Raw genomic sequence first — 23,635 nt, 5'->3', positions numbered from 1 at the left:
ATGGCCAAGCGCATCGACGCCAAGAACGTGGACATCTACTACGGCTCCTTCAAGGCCGTGGAGAACGTGTCGCTGACCGTCGAGCCCCGCACCGTCACGGCCTTCATCGGGCCGTCCGGCTGCGGCAAGTCGACCTTCCTGCGCACGCTCAACCGGATGCACGAGGTGATCCCCGGGGCGTACGTCGAGGGCAGCGTGACCCTCGACGGAACGGACCTCTACGCCCAGGGCGTCGACCCCGTCGCGGTCCGCCGGGTGGTGGGCATGGTGTTCCAGCGGCCCAACCCGTTCCCCTCGATGTCGATCTTCGACAACGTCGCCTCGGGCCTGCGGCTGAACGGCGTGAAGAACAAGGGCGTGCTGGCCGACGCCGTCGAGCGCTCGCTCAAGGCCGCCAACCTGTGGAACGAGGTCAAGGACCGTCTCGGCCGCGCCGGGATGGGCCTGTCGGGCGGTCAGCAGCAGCGTCTGTGCATCGCCCGCGCGATCGCCGTCGAGCCGCAGGTGCTCCTCATGGACGAGCCCTGCTCGGCCCTCGACCCGATCTCCACGCTGGCCATCGAGGACCTGATCAACCAGCTCAAGGAGCAGTACACCGTCGTCATCGTCACCCACAACATGCAGCAGGCCGCGCGGGTGAGCGACCGGACCGCGTTCTTCAACCTCGCGGCGCAGGGCAAGCCGGGCCACCTCATCGAGGCCGGCCCGACGGACCTGATCTTCTCCAACCCCACGGAGAAGGCGACCGAGGACTACATCACCGGCCGCTTCGGCTGAGCCGCCGACGCTCCTGCCAGCCGGCCGGACGCCCCCTGGACCCGCCGACGGGTCCAGGGGGCGTTCCTGCTTGTGACGCACAGGTCACGGCTCGCTGTGAAGGCGCGCAGGACCCTGGCCTGGGACCCGCGGCCTCCTAGACTCGCCCCGTGAGTGCGACGGGCGGCTGGTATCCCGATCCCGGCGGCGGCCAGGGTCTCTACCGCTACTGGGACGGTCGGGCGTGGTCTGCGGCGACCACCACCGACCCGTCCTCGGCGGCCCCGCCGCAGGGCCTCGTCAACCCGGGCTCCGCCGCCGGCACCGCCGGCAGCACCGCGCACGCCAACTACGGGCAGGGCTCGTACGGCCAGGGCTCGTACGGGCAGTCGTCCTACGGCCAGGGTGCCTCCGGCCAGGGCGGGTCCGCCTTCGGATCGGGCACCGCCGGCGCCGGACGCAACCCGTACGGCCAGGCCACCGGTCAGCCCGGCCAGGCCGGTCAGCCCCCGTACGCGCAGTTCCAGAAGAAGAGCTCCGGGATCCGCTGGTGGATCGGCGCCGGGGTCCTGCTCGTCGCGCTGGTGATCGTCGCGGTCGTCGCCATCCGGGCGGCCACCGACGGTGGCGGCATCACGGCCGGTGGCGGAGGGAGCGGTCAGGCGTCGGCGGACCAGTGCCCGCCCGAGCGTTCCGACTCCCCCTCCGCCGCGCAGCCGCCGGCCGACGGCCGCGTGCACGGCGGTCCCGTCTCCTACCCGCAGCTCGGTTCCCCGTGGGGAGCGCCGAAGGCGGAGACCCGGGTGCCCTTCGGCGTCAACGTCCTGAGCCAGGACGTGCCCGTGCAGTCCAACTACGACGGCCGGGGCGGCGGCTGGGTCGCCTCGGTGCTGGTGGGCGAGCTGCAGGCCGGCGACGGCTTCTTCACCCCGCAGCAGGGCTCGCAGATCGTGGTCAAGTGCATCCTCGGCAAGTTCTACGGCCAGAACCAGGTCAACAGCGACGTGGTCACCGACAAGGCGACCACGATCGACGGTCACGACGCCTGGGTCGTGGAGTCGAAGCTGACCTTCGACATCCCCGGGCTGCAGACCAAGGGCGAGCGCCTCATCGTGGCGATCGTCCAGGCGGGGACCGAGCGCTCGGGTCTCTTCTACGCCTCGATCCCGGACACCACGCCCGAGCTGCTGCAGCCGGCCCGGGACGCGCTCGAGCAGCTGCAGGTCGACGGCTGAGCGTGTTCCGGTCGGCCGACGCCGCCCATTAAGGTGAGGCCATGTCTCTCGTCAGCGCCTCCCCCCGCACGCTCGCGGACGTCGTCCCGGGCGGCCTGGTCCGCAACGTCGCCCTCGTGGTCGGCGGCACGCTCTTCGTCGCGCTGAGCGCGCTGGTGCAGATCCCGCTCCCCTTCACGCCGGTCCCCCTGTCGCTGCAGACCTTCGCGGTCCTGCTCGCCGGTGCCGCGCTCGGCAGCCGCCGCGGCGCCGCGTCGATGGCGCTCTACCTCCTCGCCGGCATGGTCGGGGTCCCGTGGTTCGCGGGCCACCAGAGCGGCTGGGCGTTCGCGTCCTTCGGCTACGTCGTCGGCTTCGTCGCCGCGGCCTGGCTGGCCGGCCGCCTCGCCGAGGCCGGTGCCGACCGCAAGGTGCTCAAGAGCGCCGGCCTGCTGGTCCTCGGGAACGTCGTCATCTACGCCTTCGGCGTGACCGGCCTCGCCGCCAGCACCGGCATGGGGATCACCACCGCGCTGGCCAAGGGCGTCGCCCCGTTCCTCGTCGGCGACCTCATCAAGGTCGTCGTGGCCGCAGCCCTGCTGCCGGCCGCGTGGAAGCTCGTCGGCACCCGTCGCGGCTGACCGACCCCTCTCACGCCGCGTGCCCGCCTTCGACGCCGAGGTCCGCGCGTCGGGGCGCGGGAGCCACGCGCTGGTCGTCCCCAAGGCGGCCCTCACCGAGCTGGCTTCGCGCCGCGTCGTCGTCCGGATCGGCCCCGAGTCGTTCGAGGCGACCCTCGGCGCGTACGGCGGGCGCACGTTCCTCGGGCTGAAGAAGGCCCTCCTGACTACCCTCGGCGTCGTCGCCGGTGACCAGGTCCACGTCGAGCTCGAGGCCGCTCCTCCCGTCGAGGAGCCCGAGGCGGAGCCCGTCCCGCTGACCTGCCTCGAGCTGGACGAGGCCCTCAGCACCGACGCACCCCTGCGCGACGCCTGGTCAGCCCTACCCGAGGACCACCACGACGAGTACGGCCGCTGGGTCACCGCCGGCGACGACCCCGCCGCCCGCCTGGCCCGCATCGCCCGCCTCCGTCACCGCCTCCTCCCGAGCTGAACGCCAACCTCTCCGAGGCCCCCTTCGACAGGCTCAGGACACCGCTTCGACAAGCTCAGGGAGCGTTAGGCGCAGTCCCCCGCCGACGTGTGGACTCTGACGGGCTCAGGGGGCAGCGACTACGGAGCCGGGACCTACCAGGGACGCCGCTGCCACCCACCCGTAGAACACGGGGGAGGGTTGAACGAACGAGGCGCCGACGGTGACCGTGAAGGAGCGGTGTCGGACGGCGGCGGGGAGCGTGGATGGGTCTGGCGGGAGCCCGGGCGTACGCGTACGGAGGAGAAGCAGCAGACGCAACGACGCCCGGGCGGATGGTTGCGAGCCGCCGCCGTCCGACACCGCGACGGCGCCGGACGTCAGCCAGGAGGCCAGAGACCTGAGACCTCAGACCTCCGACGACCCAGCCGGAGAAGGAAGAGCCAGCAGCGCGTTCTCCACCACCTCGGCCATGGCCGGATGGATCCAGTACTGGCCCCGGGCCACCTCGTGGGCCGGAGTGCCGAAGCTCATGGCCTGGATGAGGGGCTGGATCAGCGAGGACGCCTGCGGGCCGATCAGGTGCGCGCCGAGCAGGCGGCCGGTGCGTCGGTCGCCGACCAGCTTGACGAAGTGGTCCTTGTCGCCCATCGCCCACCCGTAGGCGGTCGAGCCGTAGTCCTGGACGGCCACGGCGTGGTCCAGGCCCTGCTCCTCGGCCTGGGCCTGCGTGAGGCCCACCGAAGCGACCTGGGGGTCGGAGAAGACCGCGTGCGGCACGTAGCGGTGGTCGGACGCCACGAGGGCGTCGGGGTGCAGCAGGTTGTGCTTGACGACCCGGGCCTCGTGGTTGGCGACGTGCTTGAGCTGGTGGGGCGACGACACGTCGCCGAGGGCGAAGATGTTCGACGCGGTGGTCCGCTGCTGGGCGTCCACGACGACCCGGCCCTCGTCGTCGACCTCGACGCCGGTGGTGGCGAGGTCGAGCGTGTCGGCGTTGGGCTTGCGGCCGGTGGCGACCAGGAGGAGGTCGGCCTCGATCGTGCTCTCGGTCCCCTGCCCGTCGCGGACGGTCAGCCGGACCCCGTCGCCCGCGGCGCGGCGGTCGACCCGCTGCACCTCGGTGCTCGTCCGGACGTCGACCCGGTGGCCCAGCAGCTCGGTGAACCGCTCCGACACCTGCTCGTCCTCGCGGGAGAGCAGACGCGGCGAGCGCCCGACGATCGTCACCGCGACGCCGAAGGAGGCGAAGACGTGCGCGAACTCGGCGGCGATGTAGCCACCCCCGACGATCACCAGAGAGCGCGGCAGCTCGGGCAGCCGCATGACGGTGTCGGACGTCTCGTACGGGACCTGGTCGAGCCCAGGGAACGGCGGGATCACCGGCCGGCTGCCGTTGGCGAGGACGAAGCGGTCCGCGGTGATCCTGGTCTCCGGGCGGCCGTCGCGGGCCTCGAGGAGGAGCTCGTGGTCGCCGACGAAGCGGCCCCGCTGCTCGTACAGGCTCACGTTGGGCCGATTGGCCCGCCAGTCGCGACCGCCCGAGGAGATCGGGTCGATGCGGCCGAAGATCCGGTCACGGATGTCGGGCCAGCGGACGCCGGCGAGGTCGAGGTCGACGCCGAGCTCCCGGGCCTGGTGCGGCGAGGCGGCGAGGTCAGCCGGGTAGACGTACATCTTGGTCGGGATGCAGCCGACGTTGAGGCAGGTCCCGCCGAACGTCCCCGCCTCGACCATGGCGACCGACCAGTCGTCCATCGCGTCGTCGATCACGGAGTTGCCGGAGCCGCTGCCGATGACGCAGAGGTCGAAGTGTCGCACGCGACCAGTCTGCCAGGCGGACAGGAGGCGGTGGCTGCGAACGCAGCGCCGACACAAACCCGATGTTCCCTACGGTGAGACAAGGGATTAGGCTCCTGCAGTCGGGCCTAGCGTGGGCTCCGCACGCACGAGGAGAGAAGGAGCGACCCGGATGAGGACGCTGCACCAGCGCCGCCACATCGACCTGAGCCGGACGGCCAGCGCGGTGTGTCGAATGACCACGCGCTCCTAGCGCGCTCCCCGTGAGGGCCCGGCCCGTGCGCCGCCCCTCTGGTCATCCTCTTCCCGCCCGACAGGACCTCTCCATGCCTCAGCGCCATCTCGTCGACCTCGCGGCCACCGCGACCCGGCTCGCCGACAACACCCGCCTCTGGGAGTCGCTCGTCGACTACGACCCCGTCTCCCGCTACTACGCCCGCCTCGCCATGACCCGCGAGCACGAGGCGTGGCTGCTCACCTGGGTGCCCGGCCAGGGCACCGACTGGCACGACCACGGCGGCAGCGCCGGGGCCTTCACCGTCGTCCGTGGTGCCCTGACCGAGGAGCACGCCGTCCTGCAGGGCGACGAGTCGGCCACCGTCGCGTCGACCCGTGAGCTCGGGGCCGGTGCCATCCGGCCCTTCGGCACCCGCCACATCCACCGCGTCACCAACACGAGCCTCGAGCCGGCCGTGAGCATCCACGTCTACGCTCCCGCGCTGACCCGCATGAACGGCTACGTCCGCGAGGGCGACCGTCTCCGCCTCGTCGAGTCGCGCCTGGCGGGCGTGGCGTGGTGAGCACCCTCCTCGCTCCCCCGGCCTCGGACTACCTGGCCCGCCGTCGCACGATCGACGAGGTCCTCGCCGAGGCCCGCTCCCGGATCGACCGGCTGACCCCGGCGGAGGCCGTCGCGGCGCGCGAGGCCGGCGCCGTGGTCGTGGACATCCGCCCGGCGGCCCAGCGTGAGGTCCAGGGCGGTCCCGACGGCGTGCTGCTCGTCGAGCGGAACGTCCTCGAGTGGCGCTTCGACCCGGCGAGCGACGCCCGGCTGCCGATCGCCGACTACGACCTGCAGGTCGTCGTGCTGTGCCAGGAGGGCTTCACCTCGAGCCTCGCCGCCGCGGCCCTGCAGGACCTCGGCCTGCACCGCGCGACCGACGTCGTGGGCGGCTGGGCCGCCTGGCGCGAGGACCTCGGCGCCTGAGTCTGCCCCGCGGGTTGCACCGGCACTGGACACAGAAACCGCTGACTCCCGTCACGCGCATCGAAGGATGCGGTGGCGGGAGTCAGCGGTTTCTGACGTGCGGTGCCCGACGGGGAGATCCCGGAGAGGGCGCGCTCTCAGACGCCGGCGTACGAGTGCAGGCCGGAGACGAGCAGGTTGACGCCGATGAAGTTGAACCAGAAGGACGCGAGGCCGACGATCGCGATGACCGCCGCCTTGCTCCCCCGCCAGCCGGCGGTCGACCGGGCGTGCAGGTAGCAGGCGTAGATGACCCAGGTCACGAGCGCCCACGTCTCCTTGGGGTCCCAGCCCCAGTAGCGGCCCCAGGCGTACTCGGCCCAGATCGCGCCGGCCGCGACGGTGAACGTCCACAGCGGGAACGCGAAGGCGTGGAAGCGGTACGTGATCAGGTCGATCCGGCGCGAGCTGGGGATGCGGGCCAGGTAGCCGCGCACCTGGCCGCGGTCCTCGGCGCGCTTCTTGACGATGTAGAGGATCGACATCAGCCCGCCGACGTTGAACGCCGCCCCGGCGATGGCCGCCGCCGTGATGTGGATCAGGAACCAGACCGAGTGCAGCGCGGGGACGAGCGGCGCGACGGCCACGTAGAAGACGGTGACCGCGAGGCCGTTGCCGACCGTGGCCAGCAGCGTCACGGGCAGCCCGAGCCAGCCGAGGCCCGCGCGCCAGACCATCAGCAGGTAGGCGGCGACGACGAAGACCAGGGCCAGCGTCGTGAACTCGTACATGTTGCCCCAGGGGGCGCGGCCGGCGGCGAGACCGCGGCCGACGACCCCGATCGCGCTCAGCAGGAAGCCGAGCACGGTGAGGAACACCCCGATGCGGCTGAACTGCTCGACCCGGAGGTCGGCGAGGCGGGCGTCGGCCAGGGACCGCGCGTACGCCTCGACCTGATCGGCCTCGACCGGTGCGTTCCCGGACCCACCGGCCCCCACGGACACCAGCTCGCGCTGGGTGGCGACCTCCTCGGCGGCCGGGTCGCGCCGGGCGGCGGCCCACTCGGCGGCGTGCGCGAAGAACGCCAGGAGGTAGACCACCACCGAGCTCACCAGCGCCACGCTGGAGTAGTAGCTGTAGTTCACGTGCTGCTCGCCTCTTCCTTGTCCTGGCGGCCAGCGGTCGTCAGATGTTTCACGAGGTCGTCCACGTCGTCGGTCAGGCCGCCGCGGGCGTCCGCCCGGTCGAGGCCACCGACCTCGACCACTGTAGATGTCTGCTCACCCTCGGTTCGCTCTGCCAGCCGCACCCAGACGCGACGCGGCCGGACGAAGAGCGAGAGGCACAGGCCGAGCACCGCGAAGGCGATCGAGCCCAGGGCCAGCGGGGCGCCCGGGGAGTTGCCGACCTGCAGCTTGACCCACCGGCTCCAGCCGACGAGCTCGACCGAGCCGAGCCCGTCGGGCAGGGTCACGCCCTGCTTGGGCGCCAGGGCGACCCGCAGCGGTGCGCCGTCGTCGCCCTTGACCTGGGTGAGGCCGGTGGTGTCGAGGGAGTAGATGTTCTCGGCCTTGCCCGTCTCGGCGGCGGGCGGGCCCGCCCACACGTTGACGAACAGCATCGGGTTGAGCGCGTCGGGGAAGGCCGAGACCGGCGCCTGGTTGGCCCCCTCGACCGTGCTCGGCAGGAAGAAGCCCTGCAGGGCGATCCGCTCCGGCCGCGCGTCGGGGACCTTGACCACCCCGGCGGAGGTGAAGTTGCCGTCCTGGGGCAGGAACACGACCGGTCCGGAGAACGCGACGTTCCCCTGCCCGTCCTTGACCGTGACGATCGGCGCGTAGCCGTGCCCGATCAGGTGCACGGTCGAGCCGTCCACGTTCAGCGGGTGGTTGACCTCGAGCACGACCGGCTTCGTCGGGTCCCCCGGGGCGTCGGTCACGTCGAGGTCGGCGCGGAACAGCCGCGCGGCCCCGGTCTGCACCGGGCCCTCCTCGAACTTGACCTGGAAGTCCTTGACCAGCACGTTGAACGGCTTGAGGCTCGACGCCTTGAACCACGCCCCGGCCTGGAGGTCGTCGTACTGGGTGATGCTGTTCGAGAAGCCCTGGCCCACGACCACGACGCTCGTGCCGCGGTAGCCCCACAGCGCGCCGACCGCGACGCCGAGCAGCAGGAACAGCAGGCTGACGTGGAAGACGAGGTTGCCCGCCTCGCGGAGGTAGCCGCGCTCCGCCGCGACGGAGCCACCCGGGCCGTCCTCGACGCGGACGCGGTAGTGCTGACGGCGCAGCTCCTGCGCGGCCCGCTCCAGGACGGCGGCGGGCGCGTCGTCACCGGGCGCGAGGTCGGCGCTGCCGTACGCGGGGAGGCGGCGGAGGTTCCGGGGCGTCCGGGGCGGCTGGGCGCGCAGCGCGCGGGCGTAGACCCGGACGCGGGGCACGATGCAGCCGATCAGCGAGACGAACAGCAGCAGGTAGACCGCGGAGAACCACGGCGAGTGGTAGACGCCGAACAGCCCGACCTTGTCGTAGACCGGCCCGAGCGTCGGGTGCGCGGCGATGAAGTCGTCGACGCGGATGGGCGAGACGTTGCGCTGCGGGATGAGCGAGCCGGGGATCGCCGCGACCGCGAGCGCGAAGAGCAGCACGAGGGCGGTGCGCATCGAGGTGAGCTGCGCCCACACGAAGCGCAGCGTGCCGCGCCAGCCCAGGCGGGGCAGGTCGGGGCCCGTGGGCTCGGGCCTGCTGTCGGCGTGGCCCGCGGGGCGGGTCTGGGTGTCGGTCATCGTCTCGTGGTCATGGCTGGCGGCTCAGATCGGTGGGGTGAAGGAGGCGAAGGTCTGACGGAGGTCGGCGGTGATGACCGTCCACAGGCCGGTGACGAGGAGCAGGCCGACGACGACCATGAGGACGCCCCCGGTCCGCATCAGGGCGACCTGGTGCCGGCGCAGGAAGCCGACGGCCCGGGACACCCGCGTGTAGAGCAGACCGGCGACCACGAACGGGACGCCCAGGCCGAGCGCGAAGACGAAGGCCAGCAGCGCACCCCGGGACGCGGTCCCCTCGTTGAGCGCGAGGCTGTAGACGACGGCGAGCGTCGGGCCGATGCACGGCGTCCAGCCGAGGGCGAAGACCACGCCGAGCAGCGGCGCGGCGGCGACCCCGACGGCCGGCATCCGGTGGATCCGCAGGTCGCGACGGCCGAGCGGGAGGACACCGGCGAACATCAGCCCGAGGGCGATGATCAGCACACCGAGCACGCGGCTGATGGCGTCCGCGTGGCTCAGGACCAGGACGCCGGCGCTGCCGATCACCGCACCCGTCACGACGAAGACGGCGGCGATGCCGAGGACGAAGAGCGACGTCCCGGCGAGCATCCGCCCGCGGCGCCGGGTGCCCTCGACGACCTCGGCCGCCCCGAGCCCCGTCGCGTACGAGAGGTAGCCGGGCAGGAGCGGGACGACGCACGGGGAGAAGAACGAGACCAGCCCGGCCGCCAGCGCCACGGGGAGCGCGAGCAGCATCGACCCGCCGACGGCCTGCTGGGCCCAGGTCGCCAGGTCGAGGGGACTGAGCGCGTACAGCTCCAGCGACGTCACCGGCCGGCCGCGACCTCGGCCACCATAGCGGTGAGCGTGTTCTCCGAGACCTGGCCGAGGACGCGGATGGCCACGCGGCCCTCGCGGTCGAGCACGAGGGTCGACGGGATGGCGCTCGGCGGGACCTGGCCCGCGAGCTGGAGGAGGCTCTTGCCGGACGGGTCGAAGATGCTGGGGTAGGTGACGCCCTGCGTCCGCAGGAACGCCTCCGGCGCCGCCGGCGAGGCGTCGCGCGTGTTGATCCCGACGAACTGCGCGTCCGCCTTCGTCGCCACGCTGGCCGCCTGCAGGCCCGCGGCCTCCTGACGGCACGGCGGGCACCACGAGCCCCAGACGTTGAGCACGACGACCTTGCCCGGGTAGTCCGCGGTCGACACGGTCTTGTCGGTGGCCCCGAGCTGTTCGCCGCTCACCGTCGGGCCGGGCTCGCGCTGGTCGGGCGCGATGCGGGTGAGCGCGCCGTCCGACCCCACGTAGCCCTGCTGGTCCGCACCGCGGGTGGGCTCGTCCGCCCCGGTGGCCGAGCAGCCCGCCAGCAGCAGCGACGTGGCGGCGGCGACCGCCAGCGACGCGACGACCCCTCGGCGCGCCCTACGCACCGGCCACGAACTTCCGCGTCCGGCGCAGCGTGTAGAGCTCGGCCGCGGGCTCGGCGTAGTCGACCGCGGCGACCCGGCCGTCGACGAAGGTGAGCGAGGTGACGCTGGCCAGGTTGCACTGGCGCCTGCGCGGGTCGTGGGCGAGCCGTCGGCCCTCGGCGTCGCAGCGGGCCATCCAGATCGGGAGCTGGTGGGACACGATGACCGCCTCGTGGCCGCGCGCGGCCTCCTCGGCGTCGCGGATCGCGAGCCGCATCCGCGCGACGATCTCGCGGTAGGGCTCGCCCCAGGTCGGCCGGAGCGCGTTGCGGAACAGCCACCAGTCCTGCGGACGACGGGCCGTCCGGCCGAGCGTGAACTTGACGCCCTCGAGGTAGTTGTCGGCCTCGATCACGCGGCCGTCGGTCGTGACCGGCAGCCCGAAGACGTCGACGACCGGCTCCATCGTCTCCTGCGCCCGCTCCAGCGGCGAGCAGCGCAGGTGCACCACGTCGCGACCGCGCAGGTGCTCGGCGACGAGGTCGGCCATCGCCCGGCCGGTGTCGGAGAGGTGGTAGTCGGGCAGCCGGCCGTAGATGACCCCGGTCGGGTTGAAGACCTGCCCGTGCCGGACGAGGTGCACCGTCGTACGGGTCACGTCACACCTCCGCGGCCGCGGCCGCTGCTGCCGGGAGCGCCGCGACCACGCGGTCGAGCACCGCGTCGTCGTGGGCGCTCGAGAGGAACCACGACTCGTACGCGCTCGGCGGCAGGTAGACGCCCGCGTCGAGCATCGAGTGGAAGAACGCCGAGTAGCGCGTCGTCACCTGCGTCGACGCGGTGGCGTAGTCCGGCACGGAGTCCACGTCCTCACCCACGAAGAAGACGCTGAACATGTTCCCGGCGGTCTGGATGACGTGCGGCACGCTGGCCGACTCCAGCACGGCGTGGACCTCGCGCTGCAGGAGCGCCGACGCCCGGTCGACGTGCGCGTACACCTCGGGCGTGGCCAGCCGCAGCGTGGTCAGACCGGCCGCCGTGGCGACGGGGTTCCCCGAGAGGGTGCCGGCCTGGTAGACGCCGCCGACCGGGGCGAGGCTGTGCATGAGCTCGGTCCGCCCGCCGAACGCCGCGGCCGGGAAGCCGCCGCCCATCACCTTGCCGAAGGTCATGAGGTCGGGCACGACGCCGTCGACGCCGAACCAGCCCGACGCGGTCACGCGGAAACCGGTCATGACCTCGTCGCTGATGAACAGCGCCCCGTGGGCGTGGCACGTCTCGGACAGGAACGTGTTGAACCCGACCCCGTCCTCGACCCCGGGGGGGATGACACCCATGTTCCCGCAGGCGGCCTCGGTGATGAGGCAGGCGATCTGGTCGCCGTACGTGGCGAACGCCTCGCGCACGGCGGCGCGGTCGTTGTACGGCAGCACGATCGTGTCTGCGGTCGTGGCCTCCGTGACGCCGGGGGTGCCGGGGATGGCCAGCGTCGCGACGCCGGAGCCGGCCGAGGCCAGCAGGGAGTCGACGTGGCCGTGGTAGCAGCCGGCGAACTTCACGATCTTGTCGCGCCCGGTGATCCCGCGCGCCAGGCGCAGGACCGACATGGTCGCCTCGGTGCCGCTGTTGACGAGCCGCACCATCTCGACCGGGGTGCGGTCGACGATGGCCGCGGCCAGGTCGACCTCGGCCTGCGTCGGGGCGCCGTACGACGTCCCGTGCTGCGCCGCGTCCGCGACCGCACCCAGCACCTCGGGGTGGGCGTGGCCGAGCAGCATCGGGCCCCACGAGCAGATGAGGTCGACGAGCTCGTTGCCGTCGAGGTCCCACAGGTAGGCACCCTTGGCCCGGGCGATGAAGCGGGGCGTGCCGCCGACGGAGAGGAAGGCGCGGACGGGCGAGTTCACGCCGCCGGGGATGACCTCGCGGGCGCGGGCGAAGGCCGCGGCTGACTTCGTGTCCACCGCCGTGCCCTGAGCCGTCATCGCCGACCTCCCCGGCGCTGCGCGACCTCGAGGGCCCAGTAGGTGAGGACGATGTCCGCACCCGCCCTGCGGATCGAGGTGAGCGTCTCGCCGATGGCGGCGTCGCGGTCGATCCAGCCGTTCGCTGCGGCCGCCTCGACCATCGCGTACTCCCCCGAGATGTTGTACGCCGCGACCGGCACGTCCACCACCTCGCGGACCGCGCGGATCACGTCGAGGTAGGCCAGCGCCGGCTTGACCATGACGAGGTCGGCGCCCTCGGCGAGGTCGAGGGCGACCTCGTGCAGCGCCTCGCGCAGGTTGGCGCCGTCCTGCTGGTAGGTCCTGCGGTCACCCTGGAGGGACGACGCGACGGCCTCCCGGAAGGGCCCGTAGAAGGCGGAGGCGTACTTGGCCGCGTACGCGAGGATCGCGGTGTCGACGTGGCCGGCGGCCTCGAGGGCGTCGCGGATCGCCCCGACCTGGCCGTCCATCATCCCGCTGGGGGCGACGACGTGCGCCCCGGCCTCGGCGTGCAGGACGGCCATCTCGGCGTAGATCGCCACCGTCGCGTCGTTGTCGACCGCGCCGCCGGGGGTCAGCACGCCGCAGTGTCCGTGGTCGGTGAACTCGTCGAGGCAGACGTCGGTCATGACCAGGCAGTCGTCGCCGACCTCCTGGCGCACGGCCCGGATCGCCTCGGTGAGGATGCCGTGCTCGTCGAGCGCCCCGGAACCCCGTGCGTCCTTGGTCGCGGGGACGCCGAAGAGCATGACCCCGGCGAGCCCGGCCTGCGCCGCCTCGACCGCGGTCTTGCGCAGGGTGTCGAGCGTGTGCTGGACGACGCCGGGCATCGAGCTGATCGGGCGGGGCTCGGTCAGACCCTCCGCGACGAACACCGGCAGCACGAGCTGACGGGGCTCGACGCTGGTCTGCGCGACCATCGCCCGCATGACCGGCGACGTGCGCAGCCGTCGGGGACGCTGTCGCAGCGACGTGAGAGGCACGCTCCCAATCTAGTCGCCGAACCGCCCACGACCCTCCTCCGGCGGAGTGGACAACCTCACGATCCGGGTCCGCATCTGCCGGTCCGGCGGGAGATGTCTCCCCAGGTCAGGACCGTGTTGTCCGTCGGGCCGACTCCTGTGCACAACTCCGCGACCGGGCCGGTCGCGAGGGGTGGTTCGACCAGGCTGCGGGACATGGACGACGACATCCCTGCCCTGCTCCCGCTCCACCAGGTCGCGCCGCTGCGCACGCAGGCGGACCTGCACCACCAGTGGCGCGCCATGATGGGCCCGCTCGGCTTCGGCTCCCGGCGCCTGTGGCTGCTCTTCCTCGACCCGGACGACCGGCCGACCGAGCTCCTCATGCAGATCGACGACATCCCCGACGTCCCCCGCGAGGGCGAGACCGACTCGCTCCTCCGCCTGTGCCACGAGGTCCGGCGCGAGCACGGGCTCGGACGGGTGGCCGTGCTCCTCAGCCGGCCCGGCGAGGGCCCGGTCCGGGCCAGCGACCGGCGGTGGGGGCGCGCCCTGCTCGCGTCGGGACGCCGGCTCGACGTCCCGCTGGCCCCGCTGCACCTGGCCCACGACGCGGCGGTCGTCCCCCTGGCCGGGGACGACCTGCTCGCCGTCGTCTGACGGGGTGATCCGACGGGCTGGTCGGACCCGGGCCGGCCGACCGGCGCGGGCGTCAGGCGTTCGCGTCGGTCGCCGGGTCCCCGTCGGCCGCGCGGACGATCCGCGGCAGCGCCTGGTCGATGGCCCACCGGTTGCTGAGGACGCTCCCCCAGTCCATGGAGTAGAGGAGGTCGTCGTTCCCCCCGTTCGGCGCGAGCACGTAGCGGCCCTGCTGCGTGGTCTGCAGGGTCTTGACCAGCGGGTCGGCGAAGACCTTCTTCTCCTCCGCGACGTCGGTGCTCCAGACGACCACGTCGACCTGGTCGAGCAGGTCGATCTTCTCCGGGCTCAGCGGGGCGTTGTAGCCCTTCCCCGCGAGCGCGGTGAGGGCCGCGTGGGGCGTCATGCCGACGTCGGCGAGGAACTGGGTGCGCGGTGCCGAGGTCCCCAGGACGGCGTACTGCCCGCCGAAGACCTCTGCGCAGACCGCGGTGCGCCCGGCCAGCTGCGGGTTCGCGGCCCGGGCTCCGGCGAACGCCGCGTCGAGCTCGTCGACGAGGGTCCGCGCCAGGTCCGGCTTCCCGAGGGCCTCACCGATGTGCTCGGTGTGCTGGCGGTACGGCACGGCCCAGTCCTCCGCGTCGACCGGCTGCGCCACGGTCGGGGCGATCTGGCTGAGCTTGGCGTAGTCCTCCTTGGTCACCCCGCTCATGACGGCCAGGATCAGGTCCGGCGCGAGCGCGGCGACCTTCTCGAACGCGATCTCCTGCATGTCGAGGACCGGCGGCGGCGGGCCGGTCCGGCCGGCCTCGTTCCACGGCCGGAACGGGGTGTACGAGCCGCCGAGGAAGCCACCGACCGCGACCGGCACGAAGCCGAGCGCGATGGCCGCGTCGTGGTCGGTCTGGCCGAGCGTCACGACCCGCTGCGGCGGGCCGGTGACGGCCGTCGTGCCGTAGCGGTGACGGACCTCCCACGAGGTCGGGGCGGCCGCGGCCGGGGTCGTGACCGGGGCGGTGGCCCCGGCGTCGGTGCGGGAGCAGGCCGGCAGCGCGAGGGCCGCTGCCGCCGCCCCGAGCCCACCGAGAAAGAGTCGTCGGTCCATCGTGCCTCCTGGTTAGGTACGGCTAACCTAACCAGACTCGGAGCCGAGCGTCGTCCCTCGTCCAGCCCACGCGTCCCGGGCCGAGGTGCGCGGGGGTCCCCGGACGCACGAACCGCGCAGCACGTCACGTGCTGCGCGGTCCGGGTGGGACGGAGGTGTGACTCAGACCCGGCGGGTCGGCGCCTTGCGCTGCGAGGGACGGAGCACCGGCTCGCCACTTGCCAGCATCGCGTCGCGCCGGTCGGCGGCGAACGCGGCGAGCGCGTCGGCCAGGGCGACGACGGACGGCTTGTCGGCCACCACGTCGACCCGCAGCCCGTGCTCCTCGCACGTCTTCTGCGTGGCCGGGCCGATCACGGCGATGATCGTGCCGGGGTGAGGCTTGCCGGCGATGCCGACGAGGTTGCGCACCGTCGAGGACGAGGTGAACACGACGGCGTCGAACTTGCCCGTCTTGATCGCCTCGCGCACGGCGGCGGGCGGCGGGGCGGCGCGGACGGTCCGGTAGGCCGTGACGTCCTCCACCTCCCAGCCGAGCTCGATCAGCCCGGCGGCCAGCGTCTCGGTGGCGATGTCGGCGCGCGGCAGGAAGACCCGGTTGATGGGGTCGAGGACCTCGTCGTACGGGGGGAACTCCGCGGCCAGGCCCGCGGCCGACTGCTCGTCGCGCGGGACCAGGTCGGGCTCGATGCCCCACGCCCGCAGCGCGGTGGCGGTGACGTCGCCGACCACGGCGACCTTGAGGCCGGAGAACGCGCGGGCGTCCAACCCGTACTCCTCGAACTTCTCGCGGACGGCCTTGACGGCGTTGACCGACGTGAAGGCGATCCACTCGTAGCGGCCCTCGACGAGGCCGCGGATCGCCTTGTCCATCTGCAGCGGGCTGCGCGGCGGCTCGACCGAGATGGTCGGGACCTCCTCGCTGTGGGCCCCGTACGTGCGCAGCCGGGCGACCATGGCCGAGGCCTGGTCCTTGGTGCGCGGCACGAGGACGCGCCAGCCGAACAGCGGCTTGGTCTCGTACCAGCTCAGCTCGCCCCGCTGCTCCGCGGCGACGCCCATGATCACGTGGACCGGGTCGTGGTCGGGAGCCTCGGTGGCCGACATCGCGGTCACGACGTCGGCGAGCAGGCAGGGCACCGTCACCTGGTTGGTGCTCCCGCCGTGCAGCGTGAGGACGACGTGGTCGTCACCGGCCCGGCCGGCCGCGCGGGCGGCGTCGACGAGCGAGGAGAGGTGCCCGACCAGGGTGCTGACGACCACCGTGGCCGCGTTGCCCCAGGGCGTGGTGGCCACCTTGGTGAAGCGGCCGTCGGTCATGGACGCGAACTGGACCCCACCAGCGTGCACGAGGTCGATGCCCGCGTACTCGGGGACCGCGGTCAGGCTGGAGACGCCGGGGACGACCTCGAAGTCGATGCCGCCGCGGACGCAGGCGGCGGCCTCGTCGGCCACGGCGTTGTCCCAGAACGGGTCGCCGGTGACCAGGCGGACCACGCGGCCCCCGCCCGCCGCCTGCTTGAGGACGATGCGGGCCCGGGCGGAGGGGGTGAGGGGCTTCTGGCCCTCGGTGAAGCCGAGGGTGGTCACGGAGGCGTCGCTGCCGAGGGTGATCGCGGGGTGACCGAGGATCTCGCGCTGGCGGTCGTCGTCCAAGATCACGGCGCTCGCGTCGGCCAGGGCGGCGATCGCCCCGAGCGTCAGAAGATCAGGATCGCCCGGCCCGGCACCCACGAAGATCACGCGGCCGCGGGTGCCGGTGGAGCTCGAGGAGCCGGCGGAGCTCGAGGGGGGGTCGGAGGTGGTGGGGACCGAGGTTGTGCTCACGTGGCTCTCTCGATTCGGGCAGGCGCGGACCCGGCGCCGGTGCGCCGGACCTCGTCGTTCAGCTGGTCGAGCACCGACCGGGCCAGGTCCGTACCGAGCTGCGCCGGGTCGTTCGTCGACCCGGAGACGGCGGTCCGTACCGGAGGCTGTTTGGTCAGTCCCGACAAGGTGTTCAGCAACGTTCTTTCAACAACGGCCGACATAGTCAAATCGAAGGCGTTACCACGACGACCGGTGACGCGAGCACGCACCCCCACCGGCGCGGTGCACCCGGCCTCGAGCGTGGCGAGGAAGGCGCGCTCGGCGCGCGTCTCGGCGTGCGCGACCGCGTCGTCGAGCAGGGCCACCGCGTCCCGCGCGGGCCCCTCGAGCGACCGGCGGACCTCGAGCGCCAGGGCGCCCTGACCGGGCGCCGGGAGCATCAGCTCCTCGTCGATGATCTCCGAGAGCAGCCCTTTGACAACGGTGTCCTTTTTGTCAGAACCCGACAACTGGTCGTCGACACCCAGGTAGCCGAGCCGACGCAGGCCGGCTCCGGCGAGCACCACCGCGTCGAGCCCGCCGCCCCGGGCCAGCTCGATGCGGGTGTCGACGTTCCCGCGGACCGGGACGACCTCGAGACGCCGACCCTGCAGGCGCGCCCAGTCGAGGAGCTGCAGCGCCCGGCGGGGCGCTCCCGTGCCGATCCGGGCGCCGTCCGGCAGGTCGGCGAGCGTCGAGCCGACGAGCACGTCGCGCACGTCCTCGCGTGCCGGCACGGCCAGCACCTCAAGATCAGCTTCGGCGGCGGTGGGCAGGTCCTTGAGCGAGTGGACCGCGCAGTCGATCTTGTCGGCCCGCAACGCCTCGCGGACGCCGAGCGCGAAGACGCCGGTGCCGCCGATCTCGGTCAGCAAGCGGGGATCAAGATCACCCGACGTCGTGACCCCGACGAAGGAGGATCCCGCGCCCCGCGCGGCCAGCAGGCCGGCGACGAGGTCCACCTGGGCCCGGGCGAGCGGCGACGTGCGCGCGCCCAGCCGGAGCAGGAGCGGGTCGGTCGTCGACGGGTCGGTCATGACGGAGGTCATCCTGCCCGGTCGGGCCAGGCCCTACGCGTTCGTCTCGGGAGACATGACGGCGGCGACGGCCTGCGGGTCGAGCGCGAACAGCTCCCGCAGCGCGGCGGCGTAGTCGAGCGCGTCCGGGTCGGCGGAGAGCTCCTGCACGCGCACGGTCGGCGAGTGCAGCAGCTTGTCGGCGATGCGGCGCATCGTGCGCTGCACCTCGCCGCGCTCGTGGTCGTCCAGGCCGGGCACGCGGGCGTCGAGCCGCTTCATCTCGGCGGCGACGACCTGGGAGGCCATGCTGCGCAGCGCCACGACCGTCGGGGCGACCGCGGCCGCCCGGCGGACGCCGAGGAAGTCGCGCACCTCGGAGCGGACGAGCTCGCGCGCGGCCTCCACCTCGGGGGTCGCGGTCTCCGACCGGGTCGCGACGAGCAGGTCGAGGTTGACCAGCAGGATGCCCAGCCCCGTCACGTCGGCCGAGATGTCCGAGGGCAGGGCGAGGTCGACGGCGGCCGTGACGGGGGTGCCCGCGAAGTCGTCCGCGTCCAGGTGCAGCGAACGCGCCCCCGTGCAGGTGACGACGACGTCGGCCTCGCGCAGCGCGACGGACAACCGGCTCAGCGGCTCTGCCCGGCCGCCGACCGAGTCCGCGAGCCGCTGGGCCCGCTCGAGCGTGCGGTTGACGCAGGTCACGTGGGCCCCGGCCGCCGCGGCGGTCCGGGCGGCCAGCCCGGCCATCGCGCCGGCGCCGACGACCAGCACCCGGCGGTCCTCGAGGTCGCCCTGCGCCTCGACCAGGAGGTCGTACGCGGCCGTGACCAGCGAGCGGCCCGCGCCGGCGACGCCGGTCTCGGTCTGGACCCGCTTGCCCACGCGGATGGCCTGCTGGAACAGCGCGTTGAGGACGGTGCCGACGGTGCCCTGCTCCTGGCACACGACGAGCGCGCCGCGGACCTGCCCGAGGATCTGGCTCTCGCCCAGCACGACCGAGTCGAGCCCGGAGGCGACGGAGAAGGCGTGGGCGACCGCGCCCTCGTCGAAGAAGACGCGCGCCATGGCGCGCAGGTCGGCGACCGGCTCACCGGCGAGGTCGGACAGCGCCAGCACGGCGTCGTCGAGGCCCCCGTGGAAGCGGGAGACCGACACCCACAGCTCGGTGCGGTTGCAGGTGGAGAGGACGACGGCCTCGTCGATGTGCTCGCTGCCGACGAGAGTCTGGGCCAGCTTGCCGGCGGTGGCCGGGTCCAGCGCCAGCGCGGCCAGCCGGGCCATCGACGTGGAGCGGTGCGAGACGCTCACCGCAAGGATGCTCATGGGTGTGCGATCTCCTCGATCTTGCGCTGCTCGTGGAACGCCAGGATGGCGAGCTCCTGACCCAGGTCCACCTTGCGCACGTTGACTCCTTCGGGCACCACGAGCGCGGTGGACGCGAAGTTGAGGATGCTGGTCACCCCCTGATACACGAGCCGGTCAGTGACGGCCTGGGCCGCATCGGCCGGGGTGGCGACGACGGCGATGACGGCGCCCGCGTTACGGACCACCGCCTCGAGCTCGGTGAGGTCGGTGACGACCAGCCCGGTGACGGTCGTGCCGACCAGCGCCGGCGACGGGTCGACCAGGGCGACGACGCGGAAGCCGCGCGCCGCGAAGCCGGCGTAGTTGGCCAGGGCCGTGCCGAGGTGGCCGACCCCGACGATGACGACCGGCCACTCGGAGGCGGCGCCGATGTGGGTGGCGATCTGGCGCTGCAGGCGCGTGACGTCGTAGCCGACGCCCCGGGTCCCGTACGTGCCCAGGCAGGACAGGTCCTTGCGCAGCTGCGAGGGACTCACCCCGGCGGCCTCGGCGAGCGCCGTGCTGCTGACGACCTCGACGTGGCCGTCGAAGAGCCGGCCGAGGGCCTCGTGGTAGAGCGGGAGCCGGGCGACCGTCGCGTCGGGGACGCCTCGAGCGGGTCGGGTTCCCGCGCCGGCGCCCGGCAGCAGGTCCGAGATCACCGACCCACCTTACGTGCGGGCACGCGCGAGGGCCGCCCTGAGCCGGGCCGGGTCCACCCGCCAGTAGGCGTGCTGGGCGCCGTCGACGAAGGCCACCGGGACCTCGTCGGTGTAGCGCCGGAGCAGGTCGGGGTCGTCAGCCGCAGCGCGGTCGAGGTCGACCTCCTCGTACATCTCCCCGGCCTCCGCGCACACCTGCGCGACGACTGCACGGGCCTCCTCGCAGAGGTGGCAGCCGGTGCGGGTCAGCAGCCGGACGCGAGCCGGAGCAGCGGCGGTGCGTTCCACGGGTGGAGTCTCCCACGGGCGTCGGCGCCCACCCCTACGCTGGCACCGTGCCGACGTCGGAGCCCGTCTCGTCGATGGCGCCCGAGTCCCTGCCGCACGGGGCGGGCGCCGTCCAGCTCGTCGGCGGCCCCGTCCGGCGCCGGGACCCCATCGAGCCCGACCCGCTGGCCGCCGCCTTCTTCGACCTCGACAACACGATCGTCCAGGGCGCGTCGATCTTCCACTTCGCCAAGGGCATGTACCGCCGCGGCTTCTTCGACGCCCGCACGATCATCAAGGCGCTGTGGTTCCAGACGTACTTCCGCGCCGCCGGCAAGGAGAGCGCCGCGCACGTCGCAGACGCGCGCGCGACGATGCTGTCCTTCATCGCGGGCCACACCGTCGCCGAGATCACGCAGGTCGGCGAGGAGGTGTACGAGGAGTCCGTCGCGCAACGCATCTGGCCCGGCACGCGGGCGATCGCGCAGCTGCACCTCGACGCGGGCCAGCAGGTCTGGCTCGTCACCGCCGCCCCGGTCGAGATGGCCGGCATCATCGCCTCCCGCCTCGGCCTGACGGGCGCCCTCGGAACCACGGCCGAGCACGACGGCGGCGTCTACACCGGTCGGCTGGTGGGCGAGATGCTGCACGGCCCGGCCAAGGCGGAGGCCGTGCGTGACCTCGCCGTCGAGCACGGGCTGGACCTCGCCCGCAGCTTCGCCTACTCCGACTCCTACAACGACCTGCCGATGCTCTCGCTCGTCGGCCACCCCGTCGCCATCAACCCCGACCGTCGCCTCTCTGCGCTGGCCGAGGACCAGGACTGGCAGGTGCGCGACTTCCGCACCGGCCGCCGGGCCGCGCGGGTGGGCCTGCTGAGCGCCGCCGGCGCGGGCGCGCTCGCCGGGGGCATCGCCGCCACGGTCGCGGTCACGCGCTACCTGCGCCGCTGACCGGGGATCGGGATCAAGGGACGTTCGCGGCGCGGCGGGCGCCGCGGCGGGCCGTACGGCGGATGAGCACGACGGCCACGAGCAGGTAGACCAGGTACGCGATCAGGCCCAGGACGCCCATGGCCTCGGCCGGCCCGCCGCGGCCGACCAGGCCGAGCACGAGGACGGCGACGCCGAGCACCGCCAGGGCGCCGGACCCCACGAACACGAAACCCTGGACCTGCTCGAGGTCCACCCCGCCCGGCAGGGGTTCGGCCGCGCGTCGGCGGACGCGCCACCAGACGAGGCCGGACGCGAAGAGGGCCGTCGCGACGACGAGCAGGGCGAGAGGTCCGTACACGGTGCTCAGCCGCTCAGAAGAACGTGCCGCGCCGCTGCATGAGCAGCGTGTACAGCGTCTGCTGGATGGTCTCGCGCACCTGGTCGGTCACGTCGAAGACGACCATCGGGTCGTCGGCCGCACCGGGGGGCAGCTCGTCGGTCGCGATCGCCTCGCCCACCTCGATGACCCACTTGCTGGGCAGCGGCACCGCGCCGAGCGGCCCGAGCCACGGGAACGTGGGTGTCAGCGGGAAGTACGGCCACCCGAGCGCCCGGGCGAGGGTCGGGAGGCGACCGAGGACGGGGTAGATCTCCTCGGAGCCGACGATCGAGACCGGGACGATCGGCACGGACGCCCGCACCGCGGTCGACACGAAGCCGCCGCGGCCGAAGCGCTGCAGCTTGTAGCGGTCGGCGAAGCGCTTGCCCAGCCCCTTGAACCCCTCGGGGAAGACGGAGACGAGCTCGCCGGCGCGCAGGAGACGTTCCGCGTCCTCGGGGCAGGCCAGCGTCGTGCCGGTCTTGCGGGCGAGGTCGGCGGAGAACGGGGTGGAGAAGATCAGGTCCGCGCCGAGCATCCGCGGGTGGCGCCCGATCTCGTCGAACACGACCGTGTGGAGCACCATCCCGTCCAGCGGAAATGCGCCGGCGTGGTTGGAGACGAGCAGGGCCGGCCCGGTGGTCGGCAGGTTCTCCGCCCCGCGCAGCTCGACGCGGAACCACGACCGGACGAGCGGGCGCAGCAGCGGCAGGAACACGAGCTCGGTGAGCTCGACGTCGAAGCCGAACGCGTCGACCGGGTAGTCGCCCTGGACGCGCGAGCGCAGGAACGCGGTCAGCTCCTCCGCCGCGGCGTCGGGGTCCAGCCCGAGCGGCTCGGCCAGGGAGCGCACCGCGCTGACCGGGTCGTCGGCCACGGCGCGCACGAAGCGACGACCGGAGGCGCCGGCGTCGCGGAGCGCCGCGCCCAGCCGGGCCGCGAGGCTCTCCTCCGGTGTGGGCGGCGGCCTCACGGGGTCCTCGACCAGCACGAGCTCGCCGTCAGGCACGTCCGGCCCGTCGGGCAGCGTGTCGGTCGGCGCGGCGGTCAGCGCGCTCGGCGAAGCGGGCGACGGCACCGGCGGCGCCCTCGACCCGCTCGGCGGAGAGGAGCCCGGGCTGCGCGGTGGCCACGAACTCCGCGAGCGCCTCGGCCGTCGAACGACAAGGGACGAACCCGGCCTCGGTGAACCGCGAGGTGTCCATGACCCGACCGTAGGTCAGGGCGTCGATCTGGTCGGCCGAGAAGTCGGCCGCGCGCCAGGACCGGAAGAGGGAGGCGACCAGGGGCGCGCTCCCGCGGGGCACGCCCACGGTCGGGCGGCCCATGCGGCGGATGGCCTGGGAGAGGGTGACGACGTCGGGCGCGGCGACGTTGAACGTGCCGGGGAGGTCCTCGCGGACGACGAGCTCGAGGGCGCGTACGGCGTCGTCGGGGTGCAGCAGCTGCAGGCGGGCGTCGAAGCCGAGCACCCGTGGCACCACGGGCAGGGAGAGGTAGCGCGCGAGGCGGCTGTCCACGCCGGCACCCAGCAGGGTCGCCAGGCGCAGGGTCGTCACGACGACGTCGGGCCGGCGGCGGCCGAACCCGCGGACGTACGACTCGATCTCGATCGCGTCGTGGCCGAAGCCCGTCCTCGGCTGGACCCGTGCGGAGTCCTCCTCGGTGAAGGCCGCCGGGTCACGGGGTGACGCCCCGTAGACCGAGACCGAGCTCTGCACCACCAGCTTGCGGAACGTCGCCGCCCGCTGGCACGCGGCCAGCAGCTGCATGGTGCCGATGACGTTGATCTCTTTGGCGGTCTCCCGCGCCGATGCCCGGCCGGACTCCCCCGCGGGGGTCGCCACGATGGCCATGTGCACGACGGTGTCGACCCCGCGGCCCTGCACCACCTTGGCGATGGCGGGGCTGCGGATGTCGGCCCGGACGAACGTCGCCCGACCGAGGTCGTCACGCGGCGGGGTCATGTCGACCCCGATGACCTCGCACACTGTGTCAGCGGCGGCAGCGCGCGCGAAACGAGCGGCCAGAGAACGGGAAACCCCCGTGACCAGGACCGTAGGGGTCGTGGCCACGGGTCTGCGCTACTTGCCGGCGCGACGACGCTGGATGCGCGTCTTCTTCAGGAGCTTGCGGTGCTTCTTCTTCGCCATACGCTTGCGCCGCTTCTTGATGACCGAACCCACAGGTGACCCTCTCGTAACCGAGACAGCCTGGCCCCGGACTTCTTGTTCTGACAGCCCAGGAAGACTACCCGGATCGA

At 73.1% G+C, this 23,635-nt stretch carries 27 protein-coding genes; 9 read left to right on the top strand and 18 right to left on the bottom strand.

Annotated features, from left to right (window positions below; all coding sequences use genetic code 11):
- The 4 genes from pstB (at position 1) to FHX39_RS01690 (ending at position 3,083) form a co-directional block, all read left to right on the top strand.
- Positions 1 to 777: a phosphate ABC transporter ATP-binding protein PstB gene (pstB, locus tag FHX39_RS01705; RefSeq protein ID WP_183336250.1), complete on the top strand. Its 777-nt coding sequence runs from the start codon at positions 1 to 3 to the stop codon at positions 775 to 777.
- Between the two features lie 149 nt (positions 778 to 926).
- On the top strand, positions 927 to 1,991 hold the full coding sequence (locus FHX39_RS01700; RefSeq protein WP_332836620.1) for a DUF2510 domain-containing protein: 1,065 nt from the start codon (positions 927 to 929) through the stop codon (positions 1,989 to 1,991).
- 41 nt (positions 1,992 to 2,032) lie between these two features.
- The gene (locus FHX39_RS01695) at positions 2,033 to 2,611 is read left to right on the top strand and encodes a biotin transporter BioY (protein WP_183336248.1); all 579 of its coding nucleotides are present in this window, start codon (positions 2,033 to 2,035) and stop codon (positions 2,609 to 2,611) included.
- A gap of 19 nt (positions 2,612 to 2,630) precedes the next feature.
- Positions 2,631 to 3,083: a YdeI/OmpD-associated family protein gene (locus FHX39_RS01690; protein ID WP_183336246.1), complete on the top strand. Its 453-nt coding sequence runs from the start codon at positions 2,631 to 2,633 to the stop codon at positions 3,081 to 3,083.
- A gap of 387 nt (positions 3,084 to 3,470) precedes the next feature.
- On the opposite strand, the gene FHX39_RS01685 is transcribed toward FHX39_RS01690, so the two are convergent.
- Positions 3,471 to 4,883: a mycothione reductase gene (locus FHX39_RS01685; RefSeq protein WP_183336244.1), complete on the bottom strand. Its 1,413-nt coding sequence runs from the start codon at positions 4,881 to 4,883 to the stop codon at positions 3,471 to 3,473.
- A 151-nt stretch (positions 4,884 to 5,034) separates the two neighbouring features.
- Here FHX39_RS01685 and FHX39_RS22375 point away from each other — a divergent pair, with 151 nt between their 5' ends.
- From FHX39_RS22375 to FHX39_RS01675, 3 genes are all read left to right on the top strand, one after another.
- A complete protein-coding gene (locus tag FHX39_RS22375) occupies positions 5,035 to 5,115 on the top strand; it encodes a putative leader peptide (RefSeq protein ID WP_408631497.1) in 81 nt (26 codons plus the stop codon).
- A gap of 73 nt (positions 5,116 to 5,188) precedes the next feature.
- On the top strand, positions 5,189 to 5,662 hold the full coding sequence (locus tag FHX39_RS01680; protein WP_183336242.1) for a cysteine dioxygenase: 474 nt from the start codon (positions 5,189 to 5,191) through the stop codon (positions 5,660 to 5,662).
- On the top strand, positions 5,659 to 6,069 hold the full coding sequence (locus FHX39_RS01675) for a rhodanese-like domain-containing protein (RefSeq protein ID WP_332836619.1): 411 nt from the start codon (positions 5,659 to 5,661) through the stop codon (positions 6,067 to 6,069). The genes FHX39_RS01680 and FHX39_RS01675 overlap by 4 nt, the downstream gene beginning before the upstream one ends.
- A 137-nt stretch (positions 6,070 to 6,206) precedes the next feature.
- Here the strand turns inward: FHX39_RS01675 and ccsB are convergent, their stop codons facing one another.
- The 7 genes from ccsB to hemB all read right to left on the bottom strand — a co-directional run bounded on the left by ccsB (position 6,207) and on the right by hemB (position 13,141).
- Positions 6,207 to 7,193, bottom strand: coding sequence for a c-type cytochrome biogenesis protein CcsB (ccsB, locus tag FHX39_RS01670; protein ID WP_183336239.1), 987 nt, complete (start codon positions 7,191 to 7,193; stop codon positions 6,207 to 6,209).
- Complete coding sequence (resB, locus tag FHX39_RS01665) at positions 7,190 to 8,710, bottom strand: cytochrome c biogenesis protein ResB (RefSeq protein ID WP_232530743.1); 1,521 nt, start codon at positions 8,708 to 8,710, stop codon at positions 7,190 to 7,192. Before resB ends, ccsB begins: the two co-directional genes overlap by 4 nt.
- 147 nt (positions 8,711 to 8,857) lie before the next feature.
- Positions 8,858 to 9,571 carry a cytochrome c biogenesis CcdA family protein gene (locus tag FHX39_RS01660; RefSeq protein ID WP_183340759.1) on the bottom strand — a complete coding sequence of 238 codons (714 nt, stop codon included), beginning with the start codon at positions 9,569 to 9,571 and terminating at the stop codon, positions 8,858 to 8,860.
- 71 nt (positions 9,572 to 9,642) lie between these two features.
- Positions 9,643 to 10,245, bottom strand: coding sequence for a TlpA family protein disulfide reductase (locus tag FHX39_RS01655; protein ID WP_183336236.1), 603 nt, complete (start codon positions 10,243 to 10,245; stop codon positions 9,643 to 9,645).
- On the bottom strand, positions 10,238 to 10,882 hold the full coding sequence (locus tag FHX39_RS01650; RefSeq protein ID WP_183336234.1) for a histidine phosphatase family protein: 645 nt from the start codon (positions 10,880 to 10,882) through the stop codon (positions 10,238 to 10,240). The genes FHX39_RS01655 and FHX39_RS01650 overlap by 8 nt, the downstream gene beginning before the upstream one ends.
- Position 10,883: 1 nt before the next feature.
- Positions 10,884 to 12,209 (bottom strand): glutamate-1-semialdehyde 2,1-aminomutase, encoded by a 1,326-nt coding sequence (hemL, locus tag FHX39_RS01645; RefSeq protein WP_183336232.1) that lies wholly within the window; start codon positions 12,207 to 12,209, stop codon positions 10,884 to 10,886.
- A complete protein-coding gene (gene hemB, locus FHX39_RS01640) occupies positions 12,206 to 13,141 on the bottom strand; it encodes a porphobilinogen synthase (protein ID WP_183340757.1) in 936 nt (311 codons plus the stop codon). The genes hemL and hemB overlap by 4 nt, the downstream gene beginning before the upstream one ends.
- Positions 13,142 to 13,390: 249 nt before the next feature.
- Between hemB and FHX39_RS01635 the strand changes: the two genes are divergently transcribed.
- Positions 13,391 to 13,834, top strand: a complete 444-nt coding sequence (locus FHX39_RS01635; protein ID WP_183336230.1) for a hypothetical protein — start codon at positions 13,391 to 13,393, stop codon at positions 13,832 to 13,834.
- Positions 13,835 to 13,886: 52 nt separating this feature from the next.
- Here FHX39_RS01635 and FHX39_RS01630 read toward each other — a convergent pair whose 3' ends face one another.
- The 6 genes from FHX39_RS01630 to FHX39_RS01605 form a co-directional block, all read right to left on the bottom strand.
- Entirely contained in the window at positions 13,887 to 14,918 is a 1,032-nt protein-coding gene (locus FHX39_RS01630) for an ABC transporter substrate-binding protein (RefSeq protein ID WP_183336228.1), read from the bottom strand.
- A 162-nt stretch (positions 14,919 to 15,080) separates the two neighbouring features.
- Positions 15,081 to 16,745 (bottom strand): bifunctional uroporphyrinogen-III C-methyltransferase/uroporphyrinogen-III synthase, encoded by a 1,665-nt coding sequence (locus tag FHX39_RS01625; RefSeq protein WP_183336226.1) that lies wholly within the window; start codon positions 16,743 to 16,745, stop codon positions 15,081 to 15,083.
- On the bottom strand, positions 16,742 to 17,803 hold the full coding sequence (gene hemC / locus FHX39_RS01620) for a hydroxymethylbilane synthase (RefSeq protein ID WP_183336223.1): 1,062 nt from the start codon (positions 17,801 to 17,803) through the stop codon (positions 16,742 to 16,744). The genes FHX39_RS01625 and hemC overlap by 4 nt, the downstream gene beginning before the upstream one ends.
- A 33-nt stretch (positions 17,804 to 17,836) precedes the next feature.
- Complete coding sequence (gene hemA / locus FHX39_RS01615) at positions 17,837 to 19,108, bottom strand: glutamyl-tRNA reductase (RefSeq protein WP_183336221.1); 1,272 nt, start codon at positions 19,106 to 19,108, stop codon at positions 17,837 to 17,839.
- Positions 19,105 to 19,791 (bottom strand): redox-sensing transcriptional repressor Rex, encoded by a 687-nt coding sequence (locus FHX39_RS01610; RefSeq protein ID WP_332836616.1) that lies wholly within the window; start codon positions 19,789 to 19,791, stop codon positions 19,105 to 19,107. Before FHX39_RS01610 ends, hemA begins: the two co-directional genes overlap by 4 nt.
- Positions 19,792 to 19,800: 9 nt before the next feature.
- Positions 19,801 to 20,079, bottom strand: a complete 279-nt coding sequence (locus tag FHX39_RS01605) for a glutaredoxin family protein (RefSeq protein WP_183336219.1) — start codon at positions 20,077 to 20,079, stop codon at positions 19,801 to 19,803.
- Positions 20,080 to 20,126: 47 nt separating this feature from the next.
- Here FHX39_RS01605 and FHX39_RS01600 point away from each other — a divergent pair, with 47 nt between their 5' ends.
- Complete coding sequence (locus tag FHX39_RS01600; RefSeq protein WP_332836615.1) at positions 20,127 to 21,011, top strand: HAD family hydrolase; 885 nt, start codon at positions 20,127 to 20,129, stop codon at positions 21,009 to 21,011.
- Positions 21,012 to 21,024: 13 nt separating this feature from the next.
- On the opposite strand, the gene FHX39_RS01595 is transcribed toward FHX39_RS01600, so the two are convergent.
- Genes FHX39_RS01595 through FHX39_RS01580 form a run of 4 tightly spaced genes read right to left on the bottom strand, consistent with a single transcriptional unit; the run spans position 21,025 to position 23,558 of the window.
- The gene (locus FHX39_RS01595) at positions 21,025 to 21,351 is read right to left on the bottom strand and encodes a hypothetical protein (RefSeq protein ID WP_183336217.1); all 327 of its coding nucleotides are present in this window, start codon (positions 21,349 to 21,351) and stop codon (positions 21,025 to 21,027) included.
- A gap of 13 nt (positions 21,352 to 21,364) precedes the next feature.
- Positions 21,365 to 22,450, bottom strand: a complete 1,086-nt coding sequence (locus FHX39_RS01590; RefSeq protein WP_183336215.1) for a 1-acyl-sn-glycerol-3-phosphate acyltransferase — start codon at positions 22,448 to 22,450, stop codon at positions 21,365 to 21,367.
- Positions 22,374 to 23,447 (bottom strand): NAD-dependent epimerase/dehydratase family protein, encoded by a 1,074-nt coding sequence (locus tag FHX39_RS01585; protein ID WP_332836614.1) that lies wholly within the window; start codon positions 23,445 to 23,447, stop codon positions 22,374 to 22,376. The genes FHX39_RS01590 and FHX39_RS01585 overlap by 77 nt, the downstream gene beginning before the upstream one ends.
- Before the next feature lie 9 nt (positions 23,448 to 23,456).
- On the bottom strand, positions 23,457 to 23,558 hold the full coding sequence (locus FHX39_RS01580) for a 30S ribosomal protein bS22 (protein WP_002550589.1): 102 nt from the start codon (positions 23,556 to 23,558) through the stop codon (positions 23,457 to 23,459).
- Between the last annotated feature and the right edge of the window lie 77 nt (positions 23,559 to 23,635).

The sequence above is a fragment of the Microlunatus antarcticus genome, from assembly GCF_014193425.1.
In the GTDB taxonomy this organism is placed as follows: Bacteria; Actinomycetota; Actinomycetes; order Propionibacteriales; family Propionibacteriaceae; genus Microlunatus; species Microlunatus antarcticus.
Note: the sequence above shows the minus strand (reverse complement) of the source record. Positions and strands in the feature narration are given on the sequence as shown.

Coding starts and splice junctions, on each gene's coding strand:
- pstB (WP_183336250.1), top strand. CDS start 1: ATGGCCAAGCGCATCGACGCCAAGAACGTGGACATCTACTACGGCTCC.
- FHX39_RS01695 (WP_183336248.1), top strand. CDS start 2,033: ATGTCTCTCGTCAGCGCCTCCCCCCGCACGCTCGCGGACGTCGTCCCG.
- FHX39_RS22375 (WP_408631497.1), top strand. CDS start 5,035: ATGAGGACGCTGCACCAGCGCCGCCACATCGACCTGAGCCGGACGGCC.
- FHX39_RS01680 (WP_183336242.1), top strand. CDS start 5,189: ATGCCTCAGCGCCATCTCGTCGACCTCGCGGCCACCGCGACCCGGCTC.
- resB (WP_232530743.1), bottom strand. CDS start 8,710: ATGCGCACCGCCCTCGTGCTGCTCTTCGCGCTCGCGGTCGCGGCGATC.
- FHX39_RS01660 (WP_183340759.1), bottom strand. CDS start 9,571: ATGCTGCTCGCGCTCCCCGTGGCGCTGGCGGCCGGGCTGGTCTCGTTC.
- hemL (WP_183336232.1), bottom strand. CDS start 12,209: ATGACGGCTCAGGGCACGGCGGTGGACACGAAGTCAGCCGCGGCCTTC.
- hemB (WP_183340757.1), bottom strand. CDS start 13,141: ATGCGGGCGATGGTCGCGCAGACCAGCGTCGAGCCCCGTCAGCTCGTG.
- FHX39_RS01635 (WP_183336230.1), top strand. CDS start 13,391: ATGGACGACGACATCCCTGCCCTGCTCCCGCTCCACCAGGTCGCGCCG.
- FHX39_RS01630 (WP_183336228.1), bottom strand. CDS start 14,918: ATGGACCGACGACTCTTTCTCGGTGGGCTCGGGGCGGCGGCAGCGGCC.
- hemC (WP_183336223.1), bottom strand. CDS start 17,803: ATGACCGACCCGTCGACGACCGACCCGCTCCTGCTCCGGCTGGGCGCG.
- hemA (WP_183336221.1), bottom strand. CDS start 19,108: ATGAGCATCCTTGCGGTGAGCGTCTCGCACCGCTCCACGTCGATGGCC.